The 26,120-nt window shown below is 68.8% G+C and carries 13 protein-coding genes; 7 read left to right on the top strand and 6 right to left on the bottom strand.

Features of this window, described 5'->3' with window-relative positions:
- The first annotated feature begins 51 nt into the window (after positions 1-51).
- Positions 52-1,182 carry a DUF2637 domain-containing protein gene (locus tag V4Y03_RS27195; protein WP_332436606.1) on the top strand — a complete coding sequence of 377 codons (1,131 nt, stop codon included), beginning with the start codon at positions 52-54 and terminating at the stop codon, positions 1,180-1,182.
- 39 nt (positions 1,183-1,221) lie between these two features.
- On the opposite strand, the gene V4Y03_RS27190 is transcribed toward V4Y03_RS27195, so the two are convergent.
- The 4 genes from V4Y03_RS27190 to V4Y03_RS27175 form a co-directional block, all read right to left on the bottom strand.
- Positions 1,222-1,626 carry an ATP-binding protein gene (locus V4Y03_RS27190; protein ID WP_332436605.1) on the bottom strand — a complete coding sequence of 135 codons (405 nt, stop codon included), beginning with the start codon at positions 1,624-1,626 and terminating at the stop codon, positions 1,222-1,224.
- Between the two features lie 70 nt (positions 1,627-1,696).
- Positions 1,697-3,439, bottom strand: coding sequence for a pyruvate dehydrogenase (locus tag V4Y03_RS27185; protein ID WP_317877730.1), 1,743 nt, complete (start codon positions 3,437-3,439; stop codon positions 1,697-1,699).
- 27 nt (positions 3,440-3,466) lie between these two features.
- Positions 3,467-4,906, bottom strand: a complete 1,440-nt coding sequence (locus V4Y03_RS27180) for a protein phosphatase 2C domain-containing protein (protein WP_332436604.1) — start codon at positions 4,904-4,906, stop codon at positions 3,467-3,469.
- A 123-nt stretch (positions 4,907-5,029) separates the two neighbouring features.
- Positions 5,030-8,791 (bottom strand): S8 family peptidase, encoded by a 3,762-nt coding sequence (locus tag V4Y03_RS27175; RefSeq protein WP_332436603.1) that lies wholly within the window; start codon positions 8,789-8,791, stop codon positions 5,030-5,032.
- Positions 8,792-9,024: 233 nt separating this feature from the next.
- On the opposite strand from V4Y03_RS27175, the gene V4Y03_RS27170 reads away from it, so the two are divergent.
- The 3 genes from V4Y03_RS27170 to V4Y03_RS27160 all read left to right on the top strand — a co-directional run bounded on the left by V4Y03_RS27170 (position 9,025) and on the right by V4Y03_RS27160 (position 11,075).
- Complete coding sequence (locus V4Y03_RS27170) at positions 9,025-10,008, top strand: helix-turn-helix domain-containing protein (RefSeq protein ID WP_317877839.1); 984 nt, start codon at positions 9,025-9,027, stop codon at positions 10,006-10,008.
- 65 nt (positions 10,009-10,073) lie between these two features.
- Positions 10,074-10,556: a DUF456 domain-containing protein gene (locus tag V4Y03_RS27165; protein ID WP_332436602.1), complete on the top strand. Its 483-nt coding sequence runs from the start codon at positions 10,074-10,076 to the stop codon at positions 10,554-10,556.
- 105 nt (positions 10,557-10,661) lie between these two features.
- Positions 10,662-11,075 (top strand): PPOX class F420-dependent oxidoreductase, encoded by a 414-nt coding sequence (locus V4Y03_RS27160; RefSeq protein ID WP_332436601.1) that lies wholly within the window; start codon positions 10,662-10,664, stop codon positions 11,073-11,075.
- Here the strand turns inward: V4Y03_RS27160 and V4Y03_RS27155 are convergent.
- Both V4Y03_RS27155 and rsgA read right to left on the bottom strand, forming a co-directional pair.
- On the bottom strand, positions 10,981-12,402 hold the full coding sequence (locus V4Y03_RS27155; RefSeq protein WP_332436600.1) for a bifunctional transcriptional activator/DNA repair enzyme AdaA: 1,422 nt from the start codon (positions 12,400-12,402) through the stop codon (positions 10,981-10,983). The two genes, V4Y03_RS27160 and V4Y03_RS27155, sit on opposite strands and share 95 nt — an antisense overlap.
- 148 nt (positions 12,403-12,550) lie before the next feature.
- Complete coding sequence (gene rsgA, locus V4Y03_RS27150) at positions 12,551-13,717, bottom strand: ribosome small subunit-dependent GTPase A (RefSeq protein ID WP_332436599.1); 1,167 nt, start codon at positions 13,715-13,717, stop codon at positions 12,551-12,553.
- Between the two features lie 800 nt (positions 13,718-14,517).
- Here rsgA and V4Y03_RS27145 point away from each other — a divergent pair.
- The 3 genes from V4Y03_RS27145 (at position 14,518) to V4Y03_RS27135 (ending at position 25,827) form a co-directional block, all read left to right on the top strand.
- Positions 14,518-18,150, top strand: a complete 3,633-nt coding sequence (locus V4Y03_RS27145; protein WP_332436598.1) for a LamG-like jellyroll fold domain-containing protein — start codon at positions 14,518-14,520, stop codon at positions 18,148-18,150.
- Between the two features lie 82 nt (positions 18,151-18,232).
- Complete coding sequence (locus V4Y03_RS27140; RefSeq protein WP_443079827.1) at positions 18,233-25,324, top strand: polymorphic toxin-type HINT domain-containing protein; 7,092 nt, start codon at positions 18,233-18,235, stop codon at positions 25,322-25,324.
- Positions 25,321-25,827, top strand: coding sequence for an Imm1 family immunity protein (locus V4Y03_RS27135; protein ID WP_332436597.1), 507 nt, complete (start codon positions 25,321-25,323; stop codon positions 25,825-25,827). The genes V4Y03_RS27140 and V4Y03_RS27135 overlap by 4 nt, the downstream gene beginning before the upstream one ends.
- The last annotated feature ends 293 nt before the right edge of the window (positions 25,828-26,120 follow it).

Raw genomic sequence — 26,120 nt, 5'->3', positions numbered from 1 at the left:
GTCGGCCAGTATGGGCCGCCAAACGCCCTACTGCGATGCAAGGGACACCGCATGAGACTGACCGACATATCGCTGGACTGGCTGCTTCCGGGCGGCGTGATGGTGGCCGGAGTCCTGACGGCGGTGGCGGTGCTCGCGCGCGGGAAGCGCGCCGGTGACCAGGCCGCGGCCGAGGACTCCTGGGAACGCAACGAGGAGCGCCGCAGACGCAAGGAGGCCGTGTACGGCACGGCTTCCTACGTCCTCCTCTTCTGCTGTGCCGCGGTCGCCGCGGCGCTCTCCTTCCACGGACTCGTCGGCTTCGGCCGGCAGAACCTCAACCTCACCGGCGGCTGGGAGTATCTCGTCCCGTTCGGCCTCGACGGCGCGGCGATGTTCTGCTCGGTGCTCGCGGTCCGCGAGGCGAGCCACGGCGACGCGGCTCTCGGCTCGCGCCTGCTGGTCTGGCTGTTCGCGGGCGCGGCGGCCTGGTTCAACTGGGTGCACGCACCGCGCGGGCTCGGCCACGACGGGGCCCCGCAGTTCTTCGCGGGCATGTCGCTCTCGGCCGCGGTCCTCTTCGACCGGGCGCTCAAGCAGACCCGCAGGGCCGCGCTGCGCGAGCAGGGCCTTGTGCCCCGCCCGCTGCCGCAGATCCGGATCGTGCGGTGGATGAGAGCACCCAGGGAGACCTTCGCCGCCTGGTCGCTGATGCTGCTCGAAGGCGTACGGACCCTGGACGAGGCCGTCGACGAGGTGCGCGAGGACCGGCGGGAGAAGGAGCAGAACCGCATCCGGCGGCGTGACCAGGTCAAGCTGGACCGGGCACGGCTCAAGGCGATCAACCGCCAGCACCGGTCCTTCGGGCTCGGCAGGGGGGACGGTCGTCAGGTCGAGGTGGCGGCGCTCAACGCCCCGGCCGGTCCCGGCCCGGGTGCGGGGTCCGGCGGCGGCTCGGGTTCGGGCGCCGGTTCGGGTTCCGCGACGGCGGCCGTCCAGGCCGCCGTCGCGGAACCCGCCATAGCGGATCCCGGGCAACTGCCGCTTCGACCCCGGCCCTCCCTCCAAGCCGTCGGAAGCCGTGACGTCCAGACGGGTGACCCCCGGACGGTGGACCTCACGGCGGAGGACGACACCCAGACGCTGCCCCGTCTCGACTCCCTGGAGCGCAAGCTCAAGGATCTGGAGCAGCAGTTCGGCTGAGCACCGCTCCTGTCCGCGCCGAACCGGCGGGGCCGCCCCTCAGGCGGCCCCGCCGTTCAGTTCGAACCACACCACCTTGCCCACTCCGTGGTCCTCGACGCCCCAGGAGTCGGCCAGGGCCTCGACGAGGACGAGTCCCCTGCCGTGCGTACCGTCGTCGGCGGGCGGTACGTGCGGCGGCGCGAGTCCGGGGACGAAGTCCCTGACCTCGACCCTCAGTTGCTCGGGCACGACCGTCGCGGTCACGACGGCCCCGTGCTCGGTGTGGATCAGGGCGTTGGTCACCAGTTCGCTGGTGAGCAGTTCCGCGACGTCGGAGGCGCCCGGTCCGCCCCATCTCCGCAGCAGTTCACGCACGGCATGTCGCACCTCCGGCACCGCGGTGAGATCCGCGCATCCCACCTTTCTGAGAAGTTGAGTCGGCTGTCGTGCCTCCCCGGCCATAACCCCCACCCACAGATCGCGTCGAACAGGCTCACGGGGATGCATGCCCCGCCAAATCGTCCGCATTCCCTCAGAGTCGGGGCACGTTGCGCAGGTTGGAGCGCGCCATCTGGAGCATCCGGCCCACTCCCCCGTCCAGGACCATCTTGCTGGCGGAGAGGGCGAAGCCGGTCACCATGTCGGCACTGATCTTCGGCGGGATGGACAGCGCGTTGGGGTCGGTGACCACGTCGACCAGGGCCGGGCCCTTGTGCTTGAAGGCGTCCCTGAGGGCGCCGGCGAGCTGTCTGGGCTTCTCCACGCGGACGCCGTAGGCCCCGGCGGCGCGGGCGATGGCCGCGAAGTCCGGGTTCTTGTTGGTCGTCCCGTACGAGGGGAGTCCGGAGACCAGCATCTCCAGCTCGACCATGCCGAGCGAGGAGTTGTCGAACACCACGACCTTCACCGGCAGGTCGTACTGCACGAGGGTGAGGAAGTCGCCCATCAGCATGGAGAAGCCGCCGTCGCCGGAGAGCGAGACGACCTGCCGGTTCCGGTCGGTGAACTGCGCGCCGATGGCCTGCGGCAGGGCGTTGGCCATCGAGCCGTGGCTGAACGAGCCGATGATCCTGCGCCGCCCGTTGGGGCTGAGGTAGCGGGCCGCCCAGACGTTGCACATTCCGGTGTCCACGGTGAAGACGGCGTCGTCGTCCGCGAGTTCGTCGATCACCGAGGCGACGTACTCGGGGTGGATCGGGACGTGCTTCTCGACCTTGCGGGTGTACGCCTTGACCACGCCTTCGAGCGCGTCGGCGTGCTTCTTGAGCATCTTGTCGAGGAACTTGCGGTCGGTCTTGGCGCGGACGCGCGGGGCGACACAGCGCAGGGTCTCGCGGACGTCGCCCCAGACGGCGAGGTCGAGCCGGGAGCGGCGGCCGAGGCGCTCGGGCCGGACGTCCACCTGCACGATCTTCACGTCGTCGGGCAGGAAGGCGTTGTACGGGAAGTCGGTGCCGAGCAGGATCAGCAGATCGCACTCGTGGGTGGCCTCGTAGGCGGCGCCGTAGCCGAGGAGTCCGCTCATGCCGACGTCGTACGGGTTGTCGTACTGGATCCACTCCTTGCCGCGCAGCGCGTGCCCGACCGGGGCCTTGACCCGCTCGGCGAACTGCATGACCTCGGCGTGCGCCCCGGCCGTGCCGCTGCCGCAGAAGAGGGTCACCCGCTCGGCCTCGTCGATCATCCGCACCAGCGCGTCGATCTCGGCGTCCCCCGGGCGGACGGTGGGCCGGGTGGTGACGAGGGCGGTTCCCGCCGCCGTCTCCGGGGCCGGCTGGGAGGCGATGTCACCGGGCAGCGAGACCACGCTGACGCCGCCCCGGCCTACGGCGTGCTGGATCGCGGTGTGGAGCAGCCGGGGCATCTGCTTCGGGTTGGAGATGAGTTCGCTGTAGTGGCTGCACTCGCGGAACAGCTGGTCGGGGTGGGTCTCCTGGAAGTACCCGAGGCCGATCTCGCTGGACGGGATGTGCGAGGCGAGGGCCAGCACCGGGGCCATCGAGCGGTGGGCGTCGTACAGGCCGTTGATGAGGTGCAGGTTGCCCGGCCCGCAGGAGCCCGCGCAGGCGGCGAGGCCCCCGGTGATCTGGGCCTCGGCGCCGGCGGCGAAGGCCGCGGCCTCCTCGTGCCGCACCTGGATCCAGTCGAGGTCGCGGGTACGGCGGATCGCGTCGACGACCGGGTTGAGGCTGTCACCGACCACGCCGTACAGGCGCCGGACGCCCGCGCGCACGAGGATGTCGACGAACTGTTCCGCCACGTTCTGCTTGGCCATGGCTCCATCAACACACGGACCGGCCGGTTACGCCTCCCAGACGCCCACCCCCGTACGGTCGTCGGCGTACCCGGTCACTCTCAGCTGGGTGTCGGCGAGGAAGGCGGCGAGGCCGGGCGCTTCGGCGTCCGCCCAGCGGGCCGCGAGTTCGCCGGCGAGGGCCGGTTCGCCGCGCATCGGCTCCGCGAGGCCGGCGGAGGCGAGCAGCAGGGTGTCGCCCGGGCGGGCGACGGAGGCCCGGAAGCGGAACGGCTCGGCGGGCGGCGGCACCGGCTCCTCGACGAGCGGCCCGGGGGCGGTGGTGATGCCCAGGTCCATGGTGAGCCGGTCGCCCTCCTCGGTCTCCTCGTCGAGCGCCTCGTCGAGTGAGGAGACGGGGTCGGAGGCGGCGGGCGGTGAGCCGAAGCCGACGACGGCGGCGCCGGTGACGGCGGCAGGCCCCGGAAGGAGCGGTTCGAGGTCCTGCCACGAGCCGTCGCGGAGCCGGAACAGACCACCGCCGCCGATGCCGAAGAAGACCCGGGTGCGGCACGCGGGGTCGGCGGGGACGAGCAGACAGCGGAGGGACGCGGTGTACTCGTCGGGGGCGAGGCCGCGCTCGGCGGCGCGGGCGCGGAGCTTGCCGTACGTACGGTCGGTGAGCCGGTGGAGTCCCGATTTCAGGTCGCCTCGGCGGCCCGAGCCGATGTCCTCGGAGAGCCGGGCGTGGCTGCGGCAGACGGCCTCGGCGATCCACCGGCAGGCGTCGGCGGCGGCGAGGTGGGCGTCCTCCGAGGCGCGGGAGCCCGCGGCGACGGCGACGAGGACGAGCGCGGTCTCGTCGTGGCCGAAGCGGGCGGTGAGCAGGGCGTCGCGCCGGGGTTCGCCCCGGTAGCGCGCGGAGTCGCCGCGTACGGAGGCGGCGCGCAGGGTGCAGGTGCCGTAGCGGGCGCCGTCGAGCACGGTGTCGGCGACCAGTTCGCCGAGCTCGCCGGGGCGGGCGACGGGCAGCGCGGTCGGCTCGGGCTCGTAGGTCGGCGGTCTGCTCCCGATGAATCCGGTACGGGGGCGGGGCACGGAGACCTGGACGGTGAGGTCCCCGTCTCCGCTTCCGCCGCCGTCTCCGTGCGCTCCGGCGCCGGGCTCCGGATCCTGTCCTTCCGCCCCCTCCGCCTCCGGAGGCACCGGTTCCGTCGTCGGGACCCGGACCTGGACGGTGGGCGCCTCGACGGGCGGGGGCGGGGGCGGCGGCCCGGGGAAGGTCCGCGGCCCGACCCGGGGCGCCTCCCAGGGCGCCCCCCAGGGCGTGGGCCCGGCCGTCGCGCCCGGGGGCGCGGCCCCTTCCGGGGCCGGGACCGCCTTCGGGTCCGGGCCTCGGGGTGCCGTGGCGAAGTGGTCGTCGAGCGTGTCACCCGAGACCGTCGGGGCCGTGTCCGGCGCCGACTCGTCGTAGAGCTTGTCCCACCAGTTGTCCCCCTGCTGAGTCATGCCCCTATTTTCCACGGCGCGGGGGATCCGAAAACGGGACATCAGGAAAACCGTTGCTGCAAATGGGTGGTCCGCCGGGCGGCCCCACCCCCCACGGGAAGGACGCCCGGCGGACCGGCGTGATCAGCGCACGTCGTAGGCGCGGACCACGGTCTGGGTGACGGAGTTGCCGTTGGCGTCCGTCAGTTCGGTCTTCAGGGTGACCGGCTTGCCGGCCGCGCCCGCGTGGTTCACGGTCGCGGTCCACTGTCCGCCCTGCTGGGAGACCCGCGCTTCGGTCCAGGTCGTACCCCCGTCATAGGAGTACGAGAGCTTCGCCGAGGTGAGCGCAGCGGGGGTGTAGCCCGCGTGACCCGTCGCGGTGAGGCCGATCTGCTGGCCGTCGGTCGCGGCGAGGGTCTTGAGTCCGTCCTCCGGCAGGTCGTACCGGGGGAAGAGAATCGGGATGCCCTGAGAATAGACGCTCTCGTCGAGCTTGGAGGTGAATTTCCACACCGAGTTGACGGAGGTGGAGCGGGCCCACACCTTGCTGCCGAACTTCATGATGTTCTGTTCGAGGGTGTACGTCCCGGCTTCGGCCGGTACCTCGAAGGCACCGAAGGGCCAGCCGTTCTCGCCCAGGACCTCGCCGTCGCGGCTGAGGCGCACATTGCCGATGTCACCGAAGGAGCCGGCCTCGGCGTAGTGGGTGCTGTCGCCCCACATGGCGGCGGCGAAGCCGATGATGTTGCCCTGTCGCTCGGCCGCGAGAACCGGCTTGCCGGTGGTGTCGCGCGGGGCGGTGGGGGCGATGACGCCGTCGTACCACTTCTCGGTGCGCTTCTCGCCGGGCGTGTACGTGCGGTGTGCGCCCATCATCAGCTCACCGAACGGGAAGCTGCTGTTGACCATCTGCGACCAGGCGGTGTCACCGGTGGAGTAGTACTCGGTGCGGGTGCCGGGCGCCGGGACGGTCTCCAGGGAGCCGAAGGAGACGGCGACGCCGTTCGGGCGGTGGGCGGCCGGGAAGTCCGTGAAGTCGGTGGCGACGCCGGACGAGCCGTAGCTCGCGTCCGTGCGGCCCAACTGCCCGTCGCGGACCCGGTAGTTCTTGTCGTCGCGGATCGCGGCGGTCTCGGGGAAGGCGAGGTTGTAGACGTACGGGCTCTTCGCGGTGGCCTTCCAGGCGAGGGTGACCTCGCCGGCCGCCAGCCTGCCGAGGAGTGCGGTCGCCTCGTCGGCGGGGACGGAGAGGGTCGGCAGGCCCAGTCCGGTGAAGCCACCGCCCGGGTACCAGCGGCCCGGGGCCGAGTGGTACGCGACGACGGCGACGGCGCCGGCGGTCTTGGCGTTGCGGGCGATGGCGCCCGCCGCGGTGGAGTCGTCGGGCAGCCGGACCAGGGCGATACGGCCCTGGACGCCGGCGGCCTTCAGCTCCTCCGGGGTGCCCGTACCGGCGTCGACGAGCCGGGCGGAGCCGGTGCCGTCGAGGTTGTCGGAGGCGATGGAGGCGGTCAGCGGGTGCAGCGCCAGGCCGTCGGTGGTGCGCAGCGAGGTGATCTGCGGGGCTGCGGCGCGCCAGTAGCTGCCGAACTCGAAGTCGCCCTCGTCGGCCCGGCCTTCGACCGAGGCGTAGTAGCCGCGGATGGTGCGCGGGCCCGTGGCGGTTCCGGCGTGCAGCCAGGAGTCGTCCCAGGAGCGGGCGAACGCGAGGGTGGCGCCCCGGAGTTCGGTGGCCCGGTCGGCCTTCACCGACAGCTTGTGGGCCTTGCGGGCGTCGAGGACGACGGTGGTGTCCTTCTTCAGCTCCACCTGGGGGCGGCCGAGGTAGCTGATCGAGTCGTACAGCCTGGCGCCCTCGCCCGCGTCGGGGGTGGTGACGAAGGAGGAGAGGAAGTAGCTGCCGGGGCGCAGGCGGTAGACCTGGTCGGCGGCGCCCTCGTTGAAGCGGCGCTCTCCGCTGGCGTCGTCGGTGCCGATGATGTCGAGGGAGGAGGCTCCGTCGGCGGGCTTGCCCTGACGGTCGATCATCTTGACGCGGAGGGTGACCGTCTCGGGCTCGACGTACAGCGAGAACGGGGTGGAGACATGGACGCCGCCGGGGCCGGTGGCGAGCACGCGGCCGGTGACGTCGCCGTACTGGGCGGCTTCGAGGCGGGCCGAGGGGTCGAGGTCCAGCGGGACCTGGACGGTGGCGCCGGCCGGGACGGTGACGGTACGCCTGCCGAGGCGGGCGACCGAACTCCGCACACTGGAGCCGTCGTTGCCGGTGACCCGCTCGACCGCCAGGTTCAGGGTGACGGCGGCGTCGGAGGTGTTGGTGTACGGGACGGAGACCGTGGTGCGGTCACTCTTGTCCTGCGGCCAGTTGAAGGTGCCGCCCTGGACGGCGGGGGCGCCGAGGACCGTCTGGTCGATCGCGGCCTTGACGTCGAGGCGGCCACCGCCGACCTCGCGGACGTCGCCGGGCACGGAGCTCTCGGCGGAGGCGACCAGTGCGGCCTTGACCTGCTGGGCGGTCCAGTCGGGGTGGCGCTGCTTGACGATGGCGGCTGCGCCCGCGACGTGCGGGGTGGCCATCGACGTGCCGGACATGGACCGGTAGGCGTATACGCCCCGGCCGCCGGCCGCGGCGGCGGAGATGCCGACGCCGGGCGCCGCTATCTCGGGCTTGAGGGTGTGGTTGACGATCGTCGGGCCGCGGCTGGAGAAGTACGCGGTGGAGTCGTCGCGGTCGGTGGCGCCGACGGTGAGCACGCTGGGCGCACAGCCGGGCGAGGACACGGTGTTGAGGGTCGGCCCGGAGTTGCCGGCGGCGATGACGAACAACGTGCCCTTGTTCTGGGCGAGTTCCTCGGCCGCGACGCTCATCGGGTCGGTGCAGTCGGTGGGCACGGGGCTGCCGAGGCTCATCGAGACCACGTCGGCGCCCTGGGCGACGGCCCACTCCATGCCGGCGATGATCCAGGAGGCGGCGCCGGAGCCGGAGTCGTTGAGGACCTTGCCGTTGAGGAGGGCCGCGCCGGGCGCGACGCCCTTCTTCTTGCCGCCGCTCGCGGCGCCGGAGCCGCCGACGGTGGAGATGGTGTGGGTGCCGTGGCCCTGGCGGTCGCCGGTGGTCTCGGAGTCGGTGAAGTTCTCCGAGGCGGCGATCCGGCCCTTGAGGTCGGGGTGCTCGGCGTCGGCGCCGGTGTCGAGGACGGCGACCTTGGTGCCCGTGCCGTCGTAGCCGGCGGCCCAGGCCTCGGGGGCGTGGACCTGCTTGGTGGAGCGCTCCAATGTGGCCTGGACCTTGCGGTCGAGCCAGAGCTTGGTGATCCCGGCGGCGGAGCGGGCCGTGGGGGTGTTGACGTCGGCCCAGAAGGTGGCGGCCTGCTTCTTGTCCGTCTTGAGCGCGACGCCGTCGACGGTCCTGAGGACCTGCCCGCGCTTGGCGCCGCGCGGGGCGGCGGGGACGGAGCGGGCGAGGTCGGAGCCGTAGACCGCGATGAGGGGGAGCGTGCCGGTGGCGGCGTCGTCGTAGCCCTGGCGGACGAGTCCGGTGACGTTGAAGAGTTCCTCGTCGACGCGTCCCGCGGCGAGCGCGGCGGTGGCGCCCTCGGGGTAGACGTACAGGTCCTGGCCGGAGCGGCGGGTCTGGACCAGGGGGAAGGTGCCGTCCTCGCGGGGCAGGGCCGTGGCGGCCGGGTTGCCCTCGGCGTCGCGGGTGACCACGACGCGGTCGCCGGTGACCAGGGTCACCGTGGCGGCGCGGTCGCCGGCGCGGGCCGAGGCCTCGCTGCCTGCCGGTGGTCTCTTGCCGGTCGTGCCGTCCTGCGGCTCATTCGCCATGGACGGCGCGACTGCGGTGACGGCCAGGACGACGGCGGTCGCCGCTCCCAGGGCCGTACGCGAAATCGGGCGCATCGCTCTCCCCATCTGATTCCGGAAAAAGGGCGCAAGACGCCCGTCTCCAGAGGTTGTTGGTGCTGCGGTGGCGCCACATTGGCAGAGGTGAGGGCGGTGCAGGGATGATGGGCAAGGCGGGAATACGCCGTGGCCGTTTCCCGCCAGGTCACCAACGGAACGAATGCCTCCGGTGAATGTCCCGGGAAGATCCGGTACGCCCGCCGGAGGTGGGGCGAGGGGTGGGGCAATCCATGCTGGGAGCGATAGGACTCGACGAGCGCCAGGAGTCCGCGTACCGGGCGCTGGTCGCGCTGGGCGCGGCCGAGGTGACCGACCTCGCGCACCGGCTCGCGCTGCCCGAGCACGACACCGAGCGGGCGCTGCGCCGTCTGGAGTCGCAGGGCCTCGCCGCGCAGTCCTCGGCCCGGACCGGGCGCTGGGTGGCGGCGCCCCCGGGGGTGGCGCTCGGCGCCCTGCTGACCCAGCAGCGGCACGAGCTGGAGCAGGCGGAGCTGGCGGCGGCGCTGCTCGCGGAGGAGTACCGGGCGGAGGCGGCGGAGGCGGCCGTGCACGACCTGGTGGAGGTGGTGACCGGCGCGAGCGCCGTCACCCACCGCTTCCTCCAGCTCCAGCTGGGCGCGCAGGACGAGGTCTGCGCCCTGGTGACGGGCAAGCCGATCGCGGTCTCCGGTCTGGAGAACGACGCGGAGGAACAGGCGGCGGGGCGCGGGGTGCGCTACCGGGTGGTCATCGAGCGCGAGGTGCTGACGCTCCCCTCCGGGCTGCTGGAGCTCTCGGCGGCGCTCGGCCGCGAGGAGAGGATCCGGGTCGCGGACCGGGTGCCGACGAAGCTGGTGGTCGCCGACGGGAACCTGGCGATGGTGCCGTTGACCGGGCGGGGCGTGGAACCGGCGGCGATCGTGGTGCACGCGAGCGGACTGCTCGAATCGCTGACGGGCCTGTTCGAGTCGGTGTGGCGGGAGGCGCTGCCGCTGCGGCTCGGGGCGGGCGCGCAGATCACCGAGGACGAGGCTCCGGGCCCGGATGTCATGGACCTGGAGATCCTGTCGCTGCTGCTGGCCGGGATGACGGACGCGAGCGTGGCGAAGCAGCTGGACCTGGGGCTGCGGACGGTGCAGCGGCGGGTGAAGGGCCTGATGGAGCTGACCGGGGTCACGACGAGACTGCAGCTGGGCTGGCACGCGTACGAGAAGGGGTGGGTGGCGCGCGGCTGACTGCCGCGTACTCCGTCCGTCGCCCTTGACCTGCGGGGACACCCGGAATCCTGCACCCTTGACAGATGGGTGTGTGGCAGCTCCTGCTGATCGCGACGGTGATGCTGCTCGGTCTGTTCGGGGTGCTCACCCCCGGCGTGCCGGGGACGTGGCTGGTGTGGGCGGCGATGCTGTGGTGGTCGCTGCACGAGCGGACGGACCTGGCCTGGATCCTGCTGGCCTCCGCGACGGGTCTGCTGCTGCTCACCCAGGTGGTCGTATGGCAGCTGCCACCCCGCCGTTTCCGGGGCGTGGGCATCACCCGGCGGATGGTGGCGTACGCCGGGGCGGGCGCGATCCTGGGCTTCGTACTGATTCCGGTGCTCGGCGCGATCCCCGGTTTCATCGGCGGGATCTACCTCTCGGAGCGGCTGCGGCTGGGCGGCCACGGGCAGGCCGGGGCGGCGACCCGGGCGGTGATGCGGGCGGCGGGGACGAGCGTGCTGGTCGAGCTGTTCGCCTGCCTGCTGATCGTGGGGGCGTGGGCGGGCGCGGTGATCTGGGGCTGAGGACGGGGGCAGGCTGCGGACGCGCCTGGTCCTGGTCCGCAGGAGGGAGCCGGAATCGGTCCGGTGGCCGATCCGCCCCGCCGAGAACGGCGCGATCCTGGACGTATGAGGGATTTCGAGGGCTTCAGCGAAGCGGAACTCGCCTATCTCACCGAGGGGCGGCGGCTCGCCCGGATGGCCACGGTCGACCCGTCCGGACAGCCGCAGGCGAACCCGGTGGGCTTCTTCCCGCAGGAGGACGGCACCGTCCTGGTGGGCGGTCTCGCCATGGGCCGTACGAAGAAGTGGCGCAACCTGCGGCAGAACCCGAAGGTGGCACTGGTCGTCGACGACCTCGCGTCCGTGCACCCCTGGCGGGTGCGGGGCGTCGAGATCCGGGGCGAGGCGGAACTCCTCGTGGGCTCGCACGCCCTGGGCCCGCATTTCAGCGAGGAGGTGATCCGGATCCATCCGCGCCGGATCCACAGCTGGGGTCTTGCGGAGGCCCCTGCGACGGCGTCCCCCGGAGCGGCGTCCTGAGGTAGCGCGTCGCGTACGAGCGCCAGGGACGCCATTCCTCCGCGTCCGGACCGCCCGCCGGGGGCACGTCCGGGTCGCCGAGCGCCCGCATCCGGATCAGGGCGGCGGAGCCGGCGGTGACACCGGGGACGGCGAGCAGCGCCCGCTCGGCCTCGTCGCGGTCGGCGCCGGGGTCGAGGCGTACGGTTCCGACGGCGAGCGCGCGGGCCAGCGGGCCCGCGACGGGGTGGCCGGTGAGGGCCCGGGGCTCGGGGAACACATGGGTGAGGGTGCCGCAGGCGGTGGCCAGCGCCGTGCCGTGCGTCTCGACGATCCGGGCGGCCTCCCGGGCCCCGAGGAGGGTCCGCAGGGCGAATTCCTCGGGGTCGGCCGTGCCCGGGGAGCGGACGCCGGGCCGGGCGGCCACCTCGGCGGCGAGCCCGGGGGCGGCGCCGAGGCGCTCGGCGACCGCGTACGGGTCGGCGTCCAGGTCGAAGAGGCGGCGCAGCCGGTGCACGGCGGTGGTCAGGTCGCGCAGCTCGGTGAGGTGGATACGGGCCTCCAGCCAGCGCCCGGCGGACCGCTCGTCGACGGAGACGACCCCGGTGCCGTACGGGAGCCGGAGCGTGCGCCGGTAGGTGCGGGCGCCGGGGGCGCCGACGACCTCCTCCACCCGGGGCACGGCCTCGGCGGCGAGCAGGTCGAAGACCTCGTCGGCCGCGTACGGCCCCCGGTGGGCGAGCCGCAGCGGCACCCCGGCGGCGAGGGCGGTACGGGCTCCGGCGCCGCTGCCCGCCTCGGCTCGCAGGGCGCTGGGGGTGCGGGCGTAGACACGCCGGATGGTCTCGTTGAACTGGCGGACGCTGGCGAATCCGGCCGCGAAGGCGATCTCGGTGACCGGCAGTCCGGTGGTCTGGAGCAGCAGCCGGGCGGTGTGCGCCCGCTGGGCGCGGGCGAGCGCGACGGGCCCCGCGCCCAGCTCGGCGGTGAGCTGGCGCTGTACCTGCCGGGTGCTGTAGCCGAGGCGTCCGGCGAGCCCGGGCACGCCTTCGCGGTCGACGACGCCGTCGCCGATCATCCGCATGGCGCGCCCGACGACATCGGCCCGTACGTCCCAGGCCGCCGAGCCGGGCACGGCGTCCGGGCGGCAGCGGCGGCAGGCCCGGAAGCCGTGGCCCTGGGCGGCGGCGGCCGTCGGGAAGAACGCGACGTTCTGCCGTTTGGGGGTGACGGCGGGGCAGCTGGGACGGCAGTAGATTCCGGTGGTCCGTACGGCGAAGAAGAACTCGCCGTCGAACCGGGCGTCCCTGCTGCTGACCGCCTCGTAGCGGGTGTCGTCGTCCTTCACGCCTCCCAGTGTGCGGCCCCGGAGGACACCGGGCTCGCGGTTTTCGGACACGACGGTACGGGGGCGCGAAACGGAGGGGGCAGGCGCGGGTGGCGTGCGGGGGCGGTACGGAGGGGAGCGCCGCGCTCCCCTCCGTACCGTTGTCCCGTCAGCGGACGCGCCCCCGCTTCAGCTCCATCGCCTGGCGCCCCTCGGCGCCCTTGCGCTTCCAGTCCTTGAGCATCTCGGTGCGCATCCGGGCGTCGGTCTTGGCCACGAGCCGCCGGTTCTCGCGGATCAGCTTGCGGTAGCTCTCCAGCCGGCGGACCGGCAGGGAGCCGTCCTCGATCGCCGCCGCGACGGCGCAGCCCGGCTCCGCCTCGTGGGCGCAGTCGTGGAAGCGGCAGTCCCGGGACAGTTCCTCGATCTCGGCGAAGACCTGCCCGACGCCGGCCTCGGCGTCCCAGAGCCCGACGCCGCGCAGTCCGGGGGTGTCGATGAGGACTCCCCCGCCCGGCAGGGCGAAGAGGTTACGGGTGGTGGTGGTGTGGCGGCCCTTGCCGTCGATGTCACGGGCGGCTCGGACGTCCATCACGTCCTCGCCGACGAGGGCGTTGGCGAGGGTGGACTTCCCGGCGCCGGAGACGCCGAGCAGCACGGTCGTGCCGCCCGCGACGACGGCGGAGAGCACGTCGAGTCCTTCGCCCGTGGCCGAGCTGAGGGGCAGCACCTGGACGCCGGGGGCGACCGTCTCGACGTCCTCGACGAGGTACGAGAGGCCGGTCGGGTCGGGGACGAGGTCCGCCTTGCTGAGGACCACGGTCGGCTGGGCACCGGACTCCCAGGAGTTCGCCGACTTACGCAGCAGTGCCTCACCGCTCGAACTGGACATCGCGAGCGCGAGGAACCGTTCGATCCGCCCGAGGTCGAGTTCGACCGCGAGCGACACACAGATGACGATGTGATCGATGTTGGTGGCCAGCACCTGGCCCTCGGAACGCTTGGACGACGTCGACCGGACGAAGGCGGTCCGCCGAGGCAGGATCGTCCGCGCGTACCGCGGGTCACGGCCCTCGGGATCGATGGCGACCCAGTCCCCCGTGCACACGACCTTCATCGGGTCATGAGGAACGACGAACGCGGTATCGGCACGGACGACGCCGTCAGGGGTGGCCACATCACACTGACCGCGATCGACCCGGACGACCCGGCCCGGAACCAGACCCTGAGCGGCGTACGGGGCGAACTCGGCCTCCCAGCCCTCGTCCCAGCCGTAGACGGCGAGCGGGTGCTGGACAGCGGAAAGAGAAGACGGGTGGAGCGAAGCGTTGAACAAGGGGGACCCTTCGAAGGGTGGCCCCGGCAGCGCGCTCCGAGCGCGCGGAAGTGGAGTGGGTGTCAGCCGGAGACCACAGGGGTGGGAACGATGAACTCCTGAATGCGGGCAGAGCCCGTCACCGTGACAGTCATCAATGTCCTCACCTCCTGCTTCTCCTCAACGAACCAACACCATGCCCTGGGCAGCGGCACAGCCGCGCCTTGGAACGAGCAGAACCATAGCCCCACCCCAGGACACGGCACCACTGATTAAATTCGGGCCTCACCTGGACAACGCCGACAGCCGGCGGACCAACATCACGCGCGAGCCGTAGAGCATCCTGAGCGAGGACTTACGGCCCGCCGCCTCAATGACCGGCCGCCGGGAGCCCACGGCGATCCCGGAGCGCGTGGTGAACTCCACCGGTTCGTACCGCGGCACCCACGGCCGGAACAGCCGCCGTGTCCAGGACAGCAGCCAATGCGGTCAGCTCAGCAGCGAGTTCCGGTGAAGCCGACAGAAGGAAGATCGCACCCAGCTCGGGAAGTCCGACAGCCGGAACCCGATGCGCACCTCCGCGCATGTCGGGTTGCATCCAGAGAGGCGATGTACGCGTTCGACCTGATGCAGGGCGCCGGACTCCTACGCTCCTCGCTCAACTTGCCATATTCACTGAACGCGCCTTGACCTGCCGTTGATCACACCGTTGGGTGACCCACCTACTGTGAGCGTTGCGTTAAGCAGGGGTGGAGATTGTGAAGAGACGTCGGGCGTTTCGACGTGCCTGGAGCACGAGAGTCGCCCTGTCAGCTTTGGCCATGGGGTTGGTGGTTCCATCTCCTGCTGCACGGGCAGCCGCGCCAACCGTTGATTCGCCCGTTCTTGGCGAGGCGGACCTCGCACTGGAGACGGCGAGGGAGTCCGGCCAGCGTGTCGAGGTCGAGAGCAAGCGCTCCGAGCGAGCAAGCGTGTTCGCGAACCCCGACGGGTTCACTTTCACGTTGGAGCAGCACACGGTGCCGGTGCGCGTAGCGAAACCCGGCGGCGGCTGGCAGGTGCCGGACCCGACGCTGGAGCGGCGTGAGGACGGGTCGATTGGCCCCAAAGCCGCGTCTGCGGCGATGTCGTTCTCTGGGGGTGGCAGCGCTGCCCCGCTGGTCGAGATCGCCGATCGCGGTCGCTCGCTTCAGCTCGATTGGCCGGGCGATCTGCCAGTTCCTGAAGTCGACGGAGCGAACGCGGTCTACCACGATGTGCTGCCTGACGTCGACCTGAAGCTGACCGCGACAGTTGAGAGCTTCCAGCAAGTACTGGTGGTCAAGACGCCGGCAGCAGCGGCGAACCCGGCACTCAAGAAGCTCACTTTCGGTCTGAAGGCACATGCCCTGACTGTTCGGGAAGGTGCTGCCGGGAGTCTTGCTGCAGTCGACGGCAGCGGGGCCACTGTCTTCCGTGCTCCGCCGGCTCGAATGTGGGACTCGGCCGGAAAGGTTGATGACGCGCCTGGCTTGGCGCCACAGCTGGTGCGGCAGACTGTCGTAGCGGCGAATGACGCGCCGTCGGGTCCTGCCGACCCGTCTGAACTGGCTCCTTCCGGTACCGGCCTGCAGCCGGGGCAGGGTGACAACGTCGCCCGCATGGATGTCGATGTCAAGGCAGATGCGCTCACTGTCGTTCCGGACGCCGGGATGCTCAGCAGTACCGCGTCCGAGGACTACCCGTTGTTCATCGACCCGACAGTGACGTGGGGTGAGTCGGAGCGGACATTGCTTCGCAACGACGGTTACGAGTCCTATTTGTGGGGAAACGGCGACGACGAGCGCGGTCAGGGCGTCGGCGAATGCGGCAGCTGGAACGGCTACTACTGCGGCCCCGGCTACGTTCAGCGTCTGTACTTCGAGTTCGCTCCTGACAACCTCAAGGGCAAGCAGGTGCTGGACGCTACGTTCGCGGTGACCGAGCCGTGGTCCTTCCAGTGCGATCCCCGGCAGGTTGACCTGGTTCGAACGAACAACATCTCCTCGGCCACCACCTGGGCGTCCCGGCCCGCCGAGCTCGACTGGATGGCCGATCTGTGGGTGTCCGCCGGACGCGGATCGCTGTGTGATCCGGACTCTCCTGACGCTCCGATCGAGTTCAACGACAACCCGCAGGAACCGAACGAGAACCTCACGCCAACGGTGCAGGCCTTCGCAGCCGGCAAGTTCTCGCGGCTGACGTTGGAGCTCCGGGCGGGGAGTGAGACTGACACCTCGGCGTGGAAGCGCTTCAGGAATGACGCGGTCCTGAGGGTGCTGTACGTCGCCAAACCGGCATTGCCGACCAACGTCGGCATCGTGAGCGGTAGCAGCCGGATATGCGACACCGACGGTGCGGACCCGGCAATATTGGACTCTCCGCAGCCCACTTTTACCGCAACCCCGCAGACTGCTCCTGGCGGCGAGGCTCAGGCCAAACTGAGGACGTGGATGCGCCTTGAGTATTGGGTTTCTGACGGCGTCTGGTCCGGCAGTGGTATGGCGAGTCCGAGTACCAGCACTGTCCCGGACAACTGGAAGACCACGGCACTGTGGCCCACGAAGCTGACCGAGGGGCGCCTCTACCGCTACTCGGCCGCCACCCAAGTATTCACCGACGCCAACGTCCAGGCATCTGCCTCGGGGTATGCGCCCTGGTGCTACTTCATGGTCGACCCGACGGCGCCGAAGGCACCCATCGTCACCTTCGGAAGCCCTTACAAGCCGTGTTCCGATCCAAACAGCTGTCCCTTCTACGGCGCCCCTGGCGTACCTGGCACGGTTTCCTTCAAGCCTGCCGCCGGCGACACCGTCGTGTCGTACCACTACCGCCTCTCCAACGGCTACTGGGCTGAAGTGGCTGGTTCAACTGCAACGGTGACGATCAAGCCACCCGCGGCCGGTACGTACACGCTCCTCGTCCGAGCCGAGGACCCGCAAGGGCGATGGGGCACCCAGGCGGCACATGACTTCAGAGTCGCCAAGGGAGCTGATCCTGTCGGCCGATGGCAGTTCACGGAGACATCCGGCGCGGCACTCGACAACGCACCGGACGGGGGTTTGTCCCACGCGACCTTGTACGGGGCCGTGACTCGCGACAATCGCGGCCGCCAAGGAGTGATCACCCATGACAAGGACGGGGCGCTTCTGGATCCGCAGGTGGTGGACACGGGCCTTTCACTCGGCGGCACCACCGGCTATGCCTCCACCGCCGGGCCCGTAGTGACGACCGGCTCTTCCTACACGATTTCCGCCTGGGTCAGGTTGGAGGACGGTAGCCAGAATCAAACGGCGCTGAGCCAGGACGGCACGATGACCGGCGGTTGGTACAGCGCCTTCTACCTTGGGTATCGCTCTGAGTCGGGGAAGTGGGAGATCCGCACCTCGCCGAAGGATGCCACGGACGGCAACCTGACCACCCAGTTCGTGCAGTCCAAGGAGCTGGCCACCCTCGGCGTGTGGACTCATCTCGCAGCCGTCTACGACGCTACCAACACAGAGATCACCCTCTACGTCAACGGCAAGCTCCAGGGAACGGACCAGGTGGCCCCGTCGTGGACGTCCACGGGCAAGTTCCAGATTGGTCGAGCTTGGTGGCGTGGTGCGTACTACGACCATTGGAAAGGTTCGATCGACGAGGTCAACGTCTGGCAGAGCAAGGTGGATGCCTCGGACATCCTTGATGAGGCGAGCGCCCTCCTGCCGGGCGGCTTCAACGCGGCCGAACTCGTGGCCGACTGGTCCCCTGGCGGAGCCTCCGGAACGACAGTCGCCGACACGTCATCCGGATACGGCAAGGCTCTGACGCTGGCGGGCGGCGCCACGGGGGACGGCGAGGACCTCGTTTTCGACGGCGTCGACGACTCTGCTACGTACAAGGGCCCGTTGGTCGATGACACGGGGTCGTTCACGGTGACGACTCAGGTGGCTCTGGACAAGACCAAGATCAACGCGAAGAGCGTTGGCTATGTCGGCCAGGTTCTCGGGCAGCGCACAGCGGACGGCTCGGCCTGGGGTTTGTGGTACCAAGCCGCTGAGACCAAGCTGGACCTTGTCGAGATCACGCTCCCGGATGGAACGAAGGACATGGTCGAGAAAGAAGTGCCAGTGGGTTATTGGCACTTCGGGCGGCTCAACACGGATGGCACCTTCTCTTCGGTCCGGTCCGACAAGGAGTCCGAACTGGATACCCCTGTCCGCCTGACCGGGGTGTACGACGCCCAGGACGGCACGATCTCACTCCGCGTCGGCACGGAGCTCGACGCTGTTCCGAAGACGTTCACGGCCAAACTCGGCACCGGAGAGCTCACAATCGCCAAGGGGCTGTCCGCCGGAACCTGGAAGCACTTCCTCGCAGCCCGCGTATCCGACATACGGGTGTGGTCGGGAGCTGTACACAACGAGACCCAGATCACCGCGCTGATCGGTTCCTGACGGCGCAGCTAGGCAAGGAGTGGGCGGCACCGGGTGCCTGGTGCCGCCCACTCCTGCTTTTCAAAGCCAGGGCAAGGAGCCCATGGCTTCTATCAATCCGCAGTTCGAAGGGGCGGGGAGAGTATCTGTGAAACCCGTAATAGGCAGGACAAGTGCGCGAGAGGGAAGGCCGCGGCGTAGACGCCGCAGAGCGCTCGTCATCGTGCCTCTGGCCTTGGCGCTGTCGATCCCGATCGGGCTTACCCCTGTAGCTGCCGAAGGCACACGCGGCCTGGGCCGACCGGACGTGCCCAAGCCTCGGGTCGGCAAGATCCATGAGGGCTCGGGCCCGGGCGCCAAAAAGGCCCGGGAACAGGTTGCGAAGGAACTGCAGGAGAGCACGATCCAGGTGATGCGCGCCCGGGCCGAGCAGCTGCGACCGGCCTGGCCCGCGGCCGGCAATGCCGATGTCACACTATCGGCCGGGCGCACCAAGGTCGCACCCGGCGGCCTGCCCATCACCCTCGCTCCCTCCGGCGCCAGGAACGCTCTCCGGGCGAACGGCAACGCAACGGTCACGGTGCTGGACCAGAAGGTCGCGGACCAACTCGGGATATCCGGAGTTGTGCTGACCGCCGAGGCACAACGAGCCGGCGGGGCCGAGGTGAGCGTCGGCTACGGCGGTTTCGCGTCCGCCATCGGAGGCGGCTGGGCCGGCCGACTCCGGCTAGTGCAACTCCCGGCGTGCTCCCTGACCACGCCGCAGAAGGCCGAGTGCCGGACCCAAACCCCCCTTCCTTCGCGCAACGACCCGAGGAACCAGACGGTCACCTCCCGTGTCGCTCTCGCCCAGAGTACCGACGGAGGGGGCGTCAAACCCCAGCTCGGGTCCTCGGCCTCTGGCGCGACAGTCATGGCCCTGACCGCAGCCGGCGCCGATGGCGCAGCGCCGAACGGCACCGGTGACTACAGCGCGACACCGCTTTCAGCCTCGTCCTCGTGGTCCGCCGGAGGCAGCTCCGGCTCGTTCACCTGGTCGTACGGTTTCACTCTCCCGCCTGCAGCCGCGGGTCCGACCCCTTCCCTGAGTCTCGGCTACGACTCAGGCAGCATCGATGGGCGCACCGCGACCACGAACAACCAGGGAACCTCCATCGGTGAAGGCTTCTCCCTCACCGAGTCCTACATCGAACGCTCGTATGGCAGCTGCGACAAAGACGGACACACGGGTGTGTTCGACCGCTGCTGGAAGTACGACAACGCACGGATCGTGCTGAACGGCAAATCCTCGCGCCTGGTGAAGGCTGACGCGACGAACCCGACTGCCGCCACCAGCGAGTGGAAGCTGGAAAACGACGACGCGTCGAAGGTGACCCGTTCCATCGGCGCCGACAACAAGGATGACAACGGCGAGTACTGGACCGTCATCACCGGCAACGGCACGAAGTACGTATTCGGCCGTGACAAACTCGACGGCGCCACCACCGAGCGCACCAATTCCACCTGGACCACGCCCGTATTCGGCGACGACGCCGGTGAGCCCGGACACGACGCGGGTACCACGTTCGCCGAGCAGTCGGCGACTCAGGCTTGGCGCTGGAACCTCGACTACGTCGAGGACACCCACGGGAACGCCACTACTTACTGGTACACGGCAGAGAAGAACTACTACAAGAAGAACAAGGCCACCAAGGCCGATGCCGAATACGTACGCGGCGGGTACCTGAAGGAGATCAAGTACGGCCTTCGTAAGGGTGCCCTGTTCACGGACGACGCGGACGCCAAGGTGACCTTCGGATACGCCGAGCGCTGCACGGAGGGAGCATGCTCGTCGCTGACGAAGGAGACGGCCGAGACCTGGCCGGACGTGCCCTTCGATGCCATCTGCGCCAGTGGTTCCGCCGAGTGTCTGTCCCAGTCGCCCTCGTTCTTCACCCGCAAGCGGCTGACCGGCATCGACACTCACTCGTGGAACGCGACCACAGGCACCTACGACGCGGTCGACAGTTGGGACCTCGTTCAGGAGTACCAGGACGGAGGCGACATCGGTGACACCTCCGACCACGTCCTCACACTGAAGTCGATCACACAGACCGCAAAAGCCGGGACGACCGCCATCAAGTCGAACCCGCTGGTCTTCACCTACGACATGCGTCCGAACCGCGTGGATGACAACGCCGACCACATCCTGGCTCTGACCCGCCCTCGCATCCGCACGATCGTCTCCGAGACCGGCGGCATCACCACCGTGGAGATGTCCCCTGCGGAGTGCGTACGCAGCCAGGTTCTCACTGCTGCCGAGGACACCAACACCCGGAACTGCTATCCGCAGTACTGGAACATCAATGGCAGTTCCACGGCATCGGTCGACTGGTTCCACAAGTACCGTGTGATCGGCGTCCTCACGTCCGACCTGGCGGGCTGGAACGAGCCCGTCGAGAACCAGTACGTCTACAGCGGCGCTGCCTGGCACTACAACGATGACCCGTTCACGCCGGAGGACGAGCGGACCTGGTCGGACTGGCGCGGATTCCGTGAGGTCACGGTCTACAAGGGTGCGGTCAGAACCGGAGTCAACCGAACCAAGACCGTGTCGCTCTACATGCAGGGCATGCACGACGACAGGAACAAGAACGGCACGACCAAGTCCGTGTCGATCGCCCCGCTCACGCAGCCAGCAATCGGACTCGCCTCGGTGCCGGACACTGACTACTACGCGGGAACGCTGCGCGAGCAGGTGACCTACGACGGTGCAGCTCCGATCTCCGCGACGGCTAACCTGCCCTGGTCGCGCGAAACCGCGCGCCAATCCGCTGTCCCCGACGCCGGCGATCATGTCTCCCGCTTCGTCCGCACCCAGCGCACGACGTCCTACACCTACCTCACCGCATCCAGCTCCTGGCGCTCACGCGCCACGTCGACCGTCTCGTTCGACGACTACGGCATGCCCACCGAGGCTGTCGACCTGGGTGACGAGGACAAGTCGGGCGACGAGGTCTGCACCGAGACCTGGTACGCCCGCAATGCCGAAGCAGGGTTGACCAATCTCGTCTCGCGTGTGCGCACTGTGGGCCTCAACTGCGGGTACAAGGAAGCCGATCTTCAGCTCGCCGCGGCCGACGGCACTCGGTCCAACGTCATGGCCGATACGGCGATCTCCTACGACGACATCGCCTGGTCCACGACGATGAAGCCGGTCAAGGGTCTTCCCACATGGACCGGACGCGCCTCCGCATACGGCACCGGCGGAGCTGTGACGTGGCAGAAGACCAGCGTCACCGCCTACGACACCCTCGGCCGGCCCACCACGGTCACCGACGCGCAGGGAAGCACCATGACCACGGCGTACTCGCCCGTGGACTCAGGTCCGCTGACGAGAACGACCGTCACCAATCCCCTGACGCACAAGGTCACGAGCTATCTCGACCCGCGGCGTGGCCTGGCCCAGCGCACCTACGACGCGAACCTGAAGAAGACCGAGCTCGCGTACGACGCGATGGGTCGTCTGACCGACGTGTGGTTGCCGAACCGCAACCGCAGCACACAGTTGCCCAACACCCAGTACAGGTATTCGCTCAGCAACACCACAGAGTCCTGGGTCTCGACCGCGAGCCTCAAGGCCGACGGGGAAACGTACAACACGAGCTACGCGATCTACGACTCGCTACTGCGACCGCTTCAGACACAGACCCCGACCCCTCAGGGCGGACGTCTCTTGACGGACGCCCGCTACAACACCCTGGGAAGCGTCTACGCCACCTACTCCGACGTCTTCGACACGAACGTACCGGGTTCGAAGTACGCGCGGGCGATGTACGGAGGAGCACCGAAGCAGACCGAGACGGTCTTCGACGGTGCAGGGCGGCCCACGTCCAATGCCCTGTACGTCAAGGGCACGCTGAAGTGGACTACCAGTACCACCTACACCGGCGACTCCACCGCCACCACCGCGCTCGACGGCGGTTCCGCAACGCGTGCGATCACCGACGCCCTCGGCCGGACGATCGAGACCCGTGCGTACGCGGGTCCTAGCCCGGCGGACGCCGAGTACGGGGCAACGCTCGGAAGTTCGTACACCTCGACGGAGTTCGAGTACACCCGTGACGGCAAGCAGTCGAAGATCACGGGGCCGGACGGCGCCGTGTGGAAGTACTTCTACGACCAGTACGGTCGGCAGAAGACCACGGAGGACCCTGATAAGGGTACGACTCGTACCGAGTACGACGGCCTTGACCGGCCGGTGAAGGTGACGACCGGAAGTTCCACGGTCGTCACCGGGTACGACGTTCTCGGCCGTCCGACCAACACCTGGTCGGGCATGGCATCGGACGCCACGCTCCTGACGAGCCGCACCTACGACACCCCTCTCAAGGGTCTTCCCGCCACGTCAACCCGCTACGTCGGAGGCAAGACCGGCAAGGCGTACACCAAGTCGGTCACGGCGTACGACGTCCTCGACCGCCCCGCGACGACCGAGCTGACCCTCCCCGCCACGGACCCGATCACCCCGTCCGTGCCGGGCGGGAAACTCACCTATCAGTCCACATACCGCATCGACGGAAGCGTGGACAGCACCAGCGAGCCCGCTCTGGGCGGTCTGGCGAGCGAGGTCATCGGGTACGGCTACGGCTCCCTCGGCCAGCTCTCGTCCGTGAAGGGCCTCAACGGCTACCTGCAGCAGGCCGACTACTCCGAGACCGGCCAGGTTCTACAGCTCACCCTGGGCAAGGGCGGCGCAGGTGACCGCAACGTCTACGTCACCAACAGGTACGAGGAGGGAACCGACCGCCTGACGCTCAGCCATGTCACGGACCAGACACACCCATACATGCTGCAGCACCTCACCTATGCCTACGACCAGGCCGGCAACGTCACCTCGATCGCCGACCCCACGATCCTCGGCGGCACCACCAAGGCCGAGACCCAGTGCTTCGCCTACGACGGCCACAGCCGCCTGACCGAAGCCTGGACCCCGACCTCCCAGAACTGCGGCGATACGCGCAACGCCAGCGCCCTAGGCGGCCCCGCCCCGTACTGGACGTCGTACACCTACAACACAGCCGGTCAGCGCAAGACGGAGACGCAGCACCTCTCCACAGGCAACACGGCCACGACGTACTGCTACGACCCGGCCAAGCAGCCGCACGCACTGCGCTACACCACCCCGCGCACCACATGCGGCACCGCCGCCGACCCCGCCAAGGACAAGGTCTACGACTACGACACAGCAGGCAACACCACCAAGCGTCCCAGTGACACCGCACAGCAGAACCTGACCTGGTCGCCCGAAGGCCAGCTCACCACACTTACCGAAAGCACCAAGTCGACCGACTACGTGTACGACGCTGACGGCACTCTGCTGATCCGCAACACCAAGGCCGGCGAACGCGTCCTGTACTCCGGCGCGACGGAACTCCACCGCCGCGACAACGGCACCACCTGGGCCCAACGCAGCTACACCGCCGACGGCACCCCAATCGCCGTCCGCACCAACGAAACCGGCACAACGCAGCTTCAGTTCCTCGCAGGCGACCACCACGGCACTCAGAGCCTGGCCATCAGCTCGGATGCCACGCAGAAGCCCACCAAGCGCTACATGACTCCCTTTGGGGCAGAACGCAGCGGCGCGGTCGGCACCTGGCCCACAGACAAGGCCTTCCTCAACAAGACCGCCGACAAGACCACCGGCCTTACGCACGTCGGGGCTCGCCAGTACGACCCGAAAATCGGCCAGTTCATCAGCGTCGACCCCATCCTCTCAACCGACCAACACCAATCCCTCAACGGCTATAGCTACGCCAACCAGCACCCCACCACCTCCTCGGACCCCACCGGCCTCAGAGAGATCTGCGGGGCATCCGGAAACTCCTGCACCCCGAGCGGAGTGGAACTCACAGGCACAGTCCCGGGGGATGTGCAGAAGCCCTCACAGGGCGGCAGCACTGACGTTGGGACTGTGACAGCCGGGGCAGGAGAAGCATCTGGAACAGCCAGCTCCGGTGGCGGAGGTGGTGGCGGTGGCGGCGGCGGTTCCAATCGTGCTGCCCCTGCGGAAAGCTACGACCTCTCCTGGTCAAATCCATTCAGCGAGGCTTTCTGGGGCACGATCAGCATCGCTGCCCACACATCATCACTATTTGGAGTGCTTGGCGACTCCGACTGCTGGAACGGCGGAGCAGGTGCCCCAGGCTGCGACTACGGCGCCAGCTTCGACCAGTGGGTCCTCGAGCAAGGCGTTGACTCGACATCCGACTGGTACCAAGTACCGGGCTTCGTCGGAGAAATGATCGCGCACGGCCGCGCCGGCGGCGGGGCAGGAACGACGCCCCGCAAGACAACGCCGCTGCCCGGCGGCAACTGCTTCCTCGCCGGCACGCTCGTCCTCATGGGCGACGGCAGCACAAAGGAGATCCAGGACGTCGAGATCGGCGACGAGGTCCTGGCAACGGATCCCGAAACCGGAGAAACGGGTGCCCGCCCCGTCACTCAGCTGATCCGCACCGAGGAAACCAAGCACCTCAACACACTCTCCATCGCCACCCCCGACGGCACCGAGACCCTCACAGCAACCTCCGAACACCCCTTCTGGTCAGCCTCGCAGCACGCTTGGATCGCCGCGAAGGACCTGAAGCCAGGCACGACCCTGCTCACCGACAAGGGCAAGACCGTTGCCGTCAACAGAAACGCTCCATTCACGAAGTACGTGAAGACGTACAACTTCACCGTTGACGATCTACACACGTACTACGTGCTGGCCGGCCAGACCCCAGTCCTCGTCCACAACACCTGCCTCAATGTTGCTCAGATATTGAGCGAACTCGCGAACAAGCGCGTCACGACGGGGCGCCTGTTTAGCAACTCAAAGGAAATGCACGCTGAGATTGAGGCCGGAGGAAACAGTCCTCTGGTTCAAGCGACCGACGCGTACTTGAGGCAGCACGGAGCACCCATCAACCCAAGGGTGAAGTATTACCCGGCAGCGCAGCACGTCGAAGCGCAATACGCCATGGTAATGCGCGAAGGGAGAACGAAATCAGCCACTGTGGTCATGAACAATAAAGCGGGCGTGTGTGGCGACATGTACGGCTGTCAAGGGGCAGTTGCCAAGATCCTTCCCGTCGGTTACACAATGGAGGTCTGGTATCCTGGCGCGGAGGCTGCGAAGATAATACATGGAGAGGGATCGGCGCCATGATCCTTAACGCAATAATCCACGGGCGATACCAGTACGCCGATGATTGGAACGGGAAATCTGCACTAATCACGGAGGTCCTGGAGAATCTTCAGCATGAGGACCGTAGTGGGCCATGGATCAGCGCCGGAGAGACCGCGTCGTTCATGTTCGCCGAACGGCGCCACTCGGAGACGGTGCGCGACTGGTGGCCCGACAACTGCCTTCAGGTTGCGGTAAATTCGGAGTCTGGATACGGCGGTCTGGTTTGGTCTGCAAATCAGGACCGGATCACGAGGGACGAGATCTCCGAACACATCTGGGTCTCCGATAATCCGAATCCTCCAGATTTCGATCCGCGCGTGGTATCAGATCCTGGCGTCCCGTACTTCTTCGACCCAAGAAGCACCCTCCCTGTCAACCAGATCCGAGCAGCGCTTGAGGAATTCTGCCGGAATGAATCAGGCAATCGCCCCGAGTGCGTAGCGTGGGTCCACGGAGAATTGAATGGCGAGCGCCATTCATAGACTAATTGACGCCGCTGGCGTGGCACTTAGGCGATAGTCCCTGCGTCACCCAAGCGGAGGACCTCCGGTAAGAATCGGATTCCCAGCGTAAGAGTCGAAGCCCCGTCAGGTTGCCCTGACGGGGCTTTCGCGATCGACGCCCCCCTAGCGTCCAGTACGGCTCTCACTATGAACACCATCCGAGTTTCTCGATGATGGGTGGTTTCCAAAATATCGACCAGGACGGTGAGCCTTACCTCGCTATCGAACTCGGCCGCCTGAGCCGCCCACATCCGCCCATCTGGATTCTGGGA

This window comes from Streptomyces sp. P9-A4, from assembly GCF_036634195.1.
Classification (GTDB): domain Bacteria; phylum Actinomycetota; class Actinomycetes; order Streptomycetales; family Streptomycetaceae; genus Streptomyces.
This window is presented reverse-complemented; position numbering and strand designations above follow the sequence as displayed.

What these genes read in the sequence shown, in the direction of transcription:
- V4Y03_RS27185 (WP_317877730.1), bottom strand. Translation starts at nt 3,439, where the DNA reads ATGGCCAAGCAGAACGTGGCGGAACAGTTCGTCGACATCCTCGTGCGC.
- V4Y03_RS27160 (WP_332436601.1), top strand. Translation starts at nt 10,662, where the DNA reads ATGAGGGATTTCGAGGGCTTCAGCGAAGCGGAACTCGCCTATCTCACC.
- V4Y03_RS27135 (WP_332436597.1), top strand. Translation starts at nt 25,321, where the DNA reads ATGATCCTTAACGCAATAATCCACGGGCGATACCAGTACGCCGATGAT.
- V4Y03_RS27140 (WP_443079827.1), top strand. Translation starts at nt 18,233, where the DNA reads ATGGCTTCTATCAATCCGCAGTTCGAAGGGGCGGGGAGAGTATCTGTG.
- V4Y03_RS27175 (WP_332436603.1), bottom strand. Translation starts at nt 8,791, where the DNA reads ATGCGCCCGATTTCGCGTACGGCCCTGGGAGCGGCGACCGCCGTCGTC.
- V4Y03_RS27190 (WP_332436605.1), bottom strand. Translation starts at nt 1,626, where the DNA reads ATGGCCGGGGAGGCACGACAGCCGACTCAACTTCTCAGAAAGGTGGGA.
- V4Y03_RS27165 (WP_332436602.1), top strand. Translation starts at nt 10,074, where the DNA reads ATGGGTGTGTGGCAGCTCCTGCTGATCGCGACGGTGATGCTGCTCGGT.
- V4Y03_RS27145 (WP_332436598.1), top strand. Translation starts at nt 14,518, where the DNA reads ATGGGGTTGGTGGTTCCATCTCCTGCTGCACGGGCAGCCGCGCCAACC.
- V4Y03_RS27170 (WP_317877839.1), top strand. Translation starts at nt 9,025, where the DNA reads ATGCTGGGAGCGATAGGACTCGACGAGCGCCAGGAGTCCGCGTACCGG.
- V4Y03_RS27180 (WP_332436604.1), bottom strand. Translation starts at nt 4,906, where the DNA reads ATGACTCAGCAGGGGGACAACTGGTGGGACAAGCTCTACGACGAGTCG.
- V4Y03_RS27195 (WP_332436606.1), top strand. Translation starts at nt 52, where the DNA reads ATGAGACTGACCGACATATCGCTGGACTGGCTGCTTCCGGGCGGCGTG.